Source organism: Zooshikella ganghwensis DSM 15267, from assembly GCF_000428585.1.
Lineage (GTDB): Bacteria > Pseudomonadota > Gammaproteobacteria > Pseudomonadales > Zooshikellaceae > Zooshikella > Zooshikella ganghwensis.
The window spans coordinates 1-6,156 of the sequence record NZ_AUAF01000206.1 but is presented as its reverse complement, the minus strand read 5'-3'; the positions used below and the strand labels follow the sequence as shown (position 1 = coordinate 6,156).

At 39.5% G+C, this 6,156-nt stretch carries 7 protein-coding genes; 2 read left to right on the top strand and 5 right to left on the bottom strand.

Annotation, left to right across the window (positions count from 1 at the left end):
• Positions 1-233: 233 nt before the first annotated feature.
• Positions 234-530 carry a hypothetical protein gene (locus tag F607_RS0123915; protein WP_027710079.1) on the bottom strand — a complete coding sequence of 99 codons (297 nt, stop codon included), beginning with the start codon at positions 528-530 and terminating at the stop codon, positions 234-236.
• A gap of 34 nt (positions 531-564) precedes the next feature.
• Positions 565-1,044 (bottom strand): hypothetical protein, encoded by a 480-nt coding sequence (locus F607_RS31505; protein WP_051311789.1) that lies wholly within the window; start codon positions 1,042-1,044, stop codon positions 565-567.
• A gap of 1,259 nt (positions 1,045-2,303) precedes the next feature.
• Between F607_RS31505 and F607_RS31500 the strand changes: the two genes are divergently transcribed.
• The gene (locus F607_RS31500) at positions 2,304-3,368 is read left to right on the top strand and encodes a replication initiation protein (protein WP_051311788.1); all 1,065 of its coding nucleotides are present in this window, start codon (positions 2,304-2,306) and stop codon (positions 3,366-3,368) included.
• A 188-nt stretch (positions 3,369-3,556) separates the two neighbouring features.
• Here F607_RS31500 and F607_RS0123895 read toward each other — a convergent pair whose 3' ends face one another.
• Positions 3,557-4,456, bottom strand: a complete 900-nt coding sequence (locus F607_RS0123895; protein WP_027710077.1) for a ParB/RepB/Spo0J family partition protein — start codon at positions 4,454-4,456, stop codon at positions 3,557-3,559.
• A gap of 6 nt (positions 4,457-4,462) precedes the next feature.
• Positions 4,463-5,131: a ParA family partition ATPase gene (gene parA / locus F607_RS0123890; RefSeq protein ID WP_027710076.1), complete on the bottom strand. Its 669-nt coding sequence runs from the start codon at positions 5,129-5,131 to the stop codon at positions 4,463-4,465.
• Positions 5,132-5,451: 320 nt separating this feature from the next.
• Between parA and F607_RS0123880 the strand changes: the two genes are divergently transcribed.
• Positions 5,452-5,676: a WGR domain-containing protein gene (locus F607_RS0123880; protein WP_027710075.1), complete on the top strand. Its 225-nt coding sequence runs from the start codon at positions 5,452-5,454 to the stop codon at positions 5,674-5,676.
• Positions 5,677-5,935: 259 nt separating this feature from the next.
• On the opposite strand, the gene F607_RS35305 is transcribed toward F607_RS0123880, so the two are convergent.
• Positions 5,936-6,156 (bottom strand): hypothetical protein (locus F607_RS35305; protein WP_211233706.1); only part of this gene is annotated, 221 nt, incomplete at its 5' end.

Below are 6,156 nucleotides of genomic sequence, written 5' to 3'. Positions count from 1 at the left end.
TTTTTGGCAATAATGTGTTTATTGTTAACGCAATACTGATGCTTGTTGTTAAGTTAATGACAATGTTTATTTGTTGGTTTTTGGCGGTTTTTATAGCCCCTGTAGGCTTGATTTACTTATACTTCCATCATAGTAAAGCTAACTCCGAATCATAGTATGGGTACTAGCATCCTCCTCGCCCTGACGGGCGGGGCTTTACGCACAAGATGATAAGTTAAGACTTAAATATGAATTTATTGGTTATTAACTTTACTTCGTTCATGTAACTTTTCAAGAATTAATGGTTGAAATACTCGTACAGCTTCATCCATTAAATCAAACTTAAGTTGTAATGTTTTTTGTGGATTATTATTTAACCAACCTCTTTCCTTAAAATACTTTTTTGACTTCAAATAACCACCATCATCAAGCATATGTATATGGCGATTCAATGAATAGTTAAGAATTGTTTCAATTATGGACCTAGCAAAAGCCTCATCAGTATCGGCTGGAGGAAAGGGTATTTTTGTAAGTTTTTCGATCTCGCTCATTGTATGCTCTCATACATAAAAAAATAACACAGCTTTATCCTACCAACCCCCGCACCAACTCCGCACTCCTAACATACTCCTCTGGCCTACCCTTCCCGGCTACGGTGTTGTAGTGCTTTTTCCAGTAGTTGGCCCGACCTTCTAGCGTTTCTGGTATGGCTCCAGGTCTCAGCTTGTAGTGCAGGCGGCAAAAGATAAACGACAATAGCGGGGAATAGGCTAAATCTCTGTGTTGTAGCTTGCTGAGATCAACGTTAAACGACACTTTGAGCCTGTCTCTGTCCGCGGATCTCGCCCGGTTTTGAATGTCCTTAAACGAAATTGGATCTATCTGACACAAGCCTACACCCGCACCTGTTGGCGTTCTATCGGGGTAGTTACCAAGTTTGGTTTCCTGGGCTGCAGTTTCTAGCAGCAAGTCAACAGCGTAGCCGCTGCCGTTTCCCAAGACTTCACAAACTTTCGTTGCGATCTCTAGCGCTTGAGCTGATGAGGTAAGGCCGTAACCCTTCATTTTTGATACTCCTCTTTTTCGAATGGCTCTAGCAAGTGCATGACGAAAGCCACGCCAGCCGTGCGCTTGAGTCATTTATATTTTCGGTTACGCATAACTTTTAAAACTTTATTTTACTTGATCCGTAACCTAAAATAAAACTAAGTGAGGAGTAGAAACGATGGCAGATAAGAGCGACAGCAGCACGACCCCGACAAGACCTAGAGGACGACCAGCAAAGTATGCAAGCGACAAAGAGCGCAAAGCAGCGCGTGCACAAGCAGCACGGGAACGGAGAGCGAGACAGAAAGCGGCAGGCTTTAGAGAGGTCAGGCGGCTAGTGAAGCCAAAAAGCGCGCCGCTTGAGAGCGACATAATTGATTTGTCACATATACCGGATCATCGAAAGCGCTAAAACTATCGTTCAGGTTAACAGGTTATAAGATATTTGAGGTATATAGCAAAAGGTCATACAAATTACGTCGTATATCGAGCTGAGAGCTTGGTAGTAAGATTTTATTATGTGAACTAAGGCAAGGGTAGCGGGTATGATTTAAAATTGCTTAAATCGAATTGTACGGCGTTTTAGGTGTATTTGTGATAATCAAAAAAAATACATCAAACACAACAAACAAAATTTTAACAGATTTTTACTTAGTTCTCTATAACGCGTGCGCGCGCATACGGGCGCTGTTTGTCTTGTTTTAGTATTTATTTTATATCTTGTTTTTCTTGTTTTTAGCACCCCTACAACCCCTGTTGTGTAAGGGCTGTAGGCATGAAGGGTGGACAGATTGTTTGCTAAAGGTGGACAAATCATTTGTTAAGGGTGGACAGATTATTAGTCAAAGGTAGACAAATCATTAGTTAAAGGTGGACAGATTGTTAGTTAGGGTGGACAAATCATTTGATAAGGGTTGACAGCTTTTCTTGTTTGTCAACTTTTGGGTTATGGGTGGACAAATCATTTGTTAAGGGTGGATAAACTTTCTCTGATGTCACTTTAAGGGGTAAGGGTGGACAAATTGTTTGTTATTTTGGCTAGATGTTGAATATTTGCACAATTAAAGGTGGCAAAGCTTACTATATATGCCTACTTTCGAGGTCTATTTATAGACTAAAGGTGGACAAATTATTTGCCAAAAGTGTACTAGCGGTATGTTTTGTCAATCTTTAAAAAACAATTTGTCCACCTTAACAAGCTTTATAAAACTTGATAAAGGTGGACAATGGACATAAACTGTCACACTTAAACAGTTTTATTAGTTATGGTTTAACGAATGAAATCAGAACTATCAGAAATTAGGGTAACGAAAGCAAACAAACTTGTTGAGGCTAGTCTAGCTGAGTCAGCTGTAAAACTTACATTAAGAGATCAAAAGATAATCTTGGCAGTTATAAGTCAAATATCTCCAAGTGATCCAGACTTTAAAAGTTATAGACTATCAATTGACACACTAGCAGAGCTAACAAATATCCATAAAAACACGCTGTACAGTGAGTTTGAACGAATTAGTGCTCGGCTTGCTTCATGTCTTATTAAAATCAAAGAGCAAGACGAACCAAAGGGCTTTTTACATACAAATTGGTTTGCTGATATAGCTTTTAAACCCTCAAAAGGTTATGCAGAATTCTCATTTTCTCGCAAACTAAAGCCTTACTTGATTGGGATCAAAGATACATTTACATGGTATTACTTGAGTAAAGTATCTAGTTTACAGTCCGTATACTCTATAAGACTTTACCCTTTGTTAAGGCAGTACCTACCAATAAAGTCAGTCCAAAATGGTAAAACAGAGGGTTATAGGATAATTTCAATTGACGAATTAAAAGATATTTTAGGGGTCGATAAGAATAATTATCCTAGGTTTGCTGACTTTAAGCGCAGAGTTATTATTCAGTGCCAAAAAGAAATTTCAGAGAAAACAGACTTGGCGTTTGACTTTGAACCGGTTAAAGATGGACGAAAAATAACAAAGCTAAAATTTAACATTAAAAGCAATGCCAGTTTTGAAGAAGTTGTAGAGAAAGAAGAAGTAGCAAAGCCAGAATTATTGCCTGCAGGCTATGATGAAAATGTTGCTAACATGCTATTAAGCGAAGTGCCTGAGTTAAAGAGCAAAATGGGCATAGTTACATTGCTTGCAACTCGCCTTGATTTTATAAGTGCTAGCCAAGCCTGCTTAATGTATACAAATGCGAAAGATGCAGGCAAAGAAATCAAAGACCCTGCCGCTTACTTTTTGGGCATACTAAAGCACCAGGAGAAGCAGGCTAAGAACAGCCATAATCCAGATATGGATGACATGAGTTGGGCTAACAGAGCAGATTTTGATGAGTTTTAGATCTAAAGCCCCAAAAATTTTGAGACTTTCGTCTCTTAATTTGGCGGTTAAAGTTTATACAATTAAGGCGTAGTGCTTTTGTTCAAAACAAGAATATTTTTTTCATAATTAGCCCGGTTTTTACAGCCGGGCTTTTCTTTAAAAGAGGGTGGGTTTTTGACTTCTAGTTTTGCATGCAAAACTTTCTATTACTTTTGAAGTTTTAACCCTTTTTTTAAGGCTGTCAGAGCTTCATCTGTAAGGCTAAAATTTAAAACTTTTTTATCTAAAGTTACCTTTAACTGAATATCAACACCCTTCTCTACTAGTTCAGCCTGTTTAACTAAAGGAATAGATTTAGTTGTAGCTATTTTCTTTGGTTTACCCTTTTTAGTGTTTTCTGCCAATTCCCGGCTTGCTTTCCTTAATGTGCCTGTTAGCTCTCCTGCTTGCCACTGATTAACAAGCTCATTAACTGCTTGTTTGTCTTTCTGATATGCTCTTGCTAAATCATACAAAGTAACTACATCTTGAGTTTCATTATTTAGCGACAATTGTTTTATGCTGTCTGGTGCTTTTAAAAGAGATAAATACTTACTTAAGTGTCCTTTGCTAACTCCAAGAATTGAAGCAGCATAAGCCTGGTCATTACCGTTTGCCTTGCAAATATCAACAACACGTTGCATTGCTTCTGCATTTTCTATTGCTGGCACTTGCTCGCGTTGATTGTTTTCATCAATTTGCATTAGCAGCAACAAAAGTTCATCAGAAGCGCCTGAGCGAACTATTGCTGAAACAGTTTTGACTGTTGATGAGTTGCTTATTGCTCTCCAACGTCGTTCACCTGAAATAATTGGGTACTTACCACTATCGCCTTGTTCTCCTATCAAGATAGGTTGTAACTGACCCCTTGCCTCTATACTTTGTTGCAATTCTTGTAACGCTTGGTTATCAAATGTTTTTCGAGGCTGGTTAGGGTCTGGCTCTAGCTGGTTTGGGCTAAGCTCAAGGTAGCGCCCTTCACTCTTTGCAATTGTAACAACTTCATCTCTGACTGCTTCAAGCTGCGCTTTAGTTGCACCCTTTTGGACTTTAAAACCTTTCAGCATTATTTTTTACTCTGCCAGAATATTTAAAACTTCATCAACTAATTGGTTTGCGGCATCAACTGCTTTCTGATTTTTCTTTGCATTAGCATCAAAGACAGAGCCACCAGCAATTGCAGTTTGTTTAAAAATTTCAGAGTCTGGGATACGAGTGTCCATGATGGGTAAGCCAAACTGTTCTAATGCTTCTTGAATTTCACGACCTAAAATAGTTTTGCTCTTTGTACGACTAATTAGAATGGCTGCCTTTGGTAAACCATCTGTTATTTCTCTACGGCTCTGAATCATTTCAACAACGGCAGCTGAGTCTTCAATATCATAAGGACTAGGCTGAACAGGTACTATAGCTAAATTAGAGGCTTTGATGATTCCTACTGGAATATTTAGGTTTTCAAGTGATCCTGGCGAGTCTATAACGATATACTCAAAGCTATCTTTGTAGCTTTTGATTTCGTCTGAGACTGTAGCACGAGGAACAGAAATAACCGTTGGTAAATCATCAACAGAGAACCCGGAGTCTAGTGCACGAGCATAAGCTTTTGATGCTGTTGCTTGTTGGTCCGTGTCAATAAGCAAAACCTTTTTGCCTCGCTTACGTAGACCATAACTTAAAGTGATCGCATTCGTCGTCTTGGTCGATCCACCCTTTTGATTCAAAAAAGATATAACTTTAGCCATTTAGCCCCCTAAATTGCCTAGCGTAATGATTCCAGTTTTGCATGCAAAACCGGCAAGATTTGCAGTGTAATTTTTATTAGTTTTGCATGCAAAACTGAAACTGTCTTGTAGTGATATTAGTAACAGTTTTGCATGCAAAACTTAATACCGCAACTTTCTTATGCAGCTGGTAGTTACTGGTCTGGTGGCACTTTGAGTTGCACTTTTGAAGGGGTGGCACCCCATTTTGCTGTATAAATTTTGTGCTTTTGTGATCACAACTTCAACGGTTCAAGCTAGAATCAAATACAGTAAGTTAGGGAAAACTTGGAGCGGTTCGAATGATTCTAATGCATAAGATCAACGCTGAAACCAATGAGAACAAGTACTACAGTTTGCACATACAGCCGGACCTTTTCGGGCATTGGTCATTGATGCGCTACTTTGGCCGGATAGGAAAAAACGGGCAATTGAAGGTGGACAGCTTCGAATCTGAGGAAGAAGCTAAAGAGTTATACGACAAGTTAGAGGCCAGCAAAAAGGCGCGGGGTTACTTTGAAGTTTAAAAACCGCCACTGGCTAATATACCTTGTGATTACTGGCCTAGTGGCACTTTGGGTTGCAGTTTAGTTGCGTTTTGAGTGGCACTATAAAAGTGCCACTGAGCGCTACTAAAGCCAGTCGCAGTGGCTTTCAAAAAACTGCACTTTTTTTCATTTTCTTGCGCTTTTTTTCACGGCGTGCAATCACCCATTTTTGCCTTAAGCCCAGAGATTATGTAGGGTAGGGCGGTGATTGCGTTCACTTTGAGATTTCACAAAACGTTCAGGACGCAAAGCCCGCAAGGTGGCGAGGAGGAGTGCGTTTTACGACTAGCATTCTTTTATGGATAAATTGAATAAAGTGTGCAGGAGTAATTTTTTCACTACTGTACCTCCCCCTGAGGGGGATAAGAGGGGGGCTTGTGATTGTTAAAATGGTCCGTGGGGGAGTTTGTGGGCGGAAAAAATCAATAAACCGCAGGTTATTGCCAAAGACAATGACTT

Coding starts and splice junctions, on each gene's coding strand:
- F607_RS0123915 (WP_027710079.1), bottom strand. CDS start 530: ATGAGCGAGATCGAAAAACTTACAAAAATACCCTTTCCTCCAGCCGAT.
- F607_RS31505 (WP_051311789.1), bottom strand. CDS start 1,044: ATGAAGGGTTACGGCCTTACCTCATCAGCTCAAGCGCTAGAGATCGCA.
- F607_RS31500 (WP_051311788.1), top strand. CDS start 2,304: ATGAAATCAGAACTATCAGAAATTAGGGTAACGAAAGCAAACAAACTT.
- F607_RS0123895 (WP_027710077.1), bottom strand. CDS start 4,456: ATGCTGAAAGGTTTTAAAGTCCAAAAGGGTGCAACTAAAGCGCAGCTT.
- parA (WP_027710076.1), bottom strand. CDS start 5,131: ATGGCTAAAGTTATATCTTTTTTGAATCAAAAGGGTGGATCGACCAAG.
- F607_RS0123880 (WP_027710075.1), top strand. CDS start 5,452: ATGATTCTAATGCATAAGATCAACGCTGAAACCAATGAGAACAAGTAC.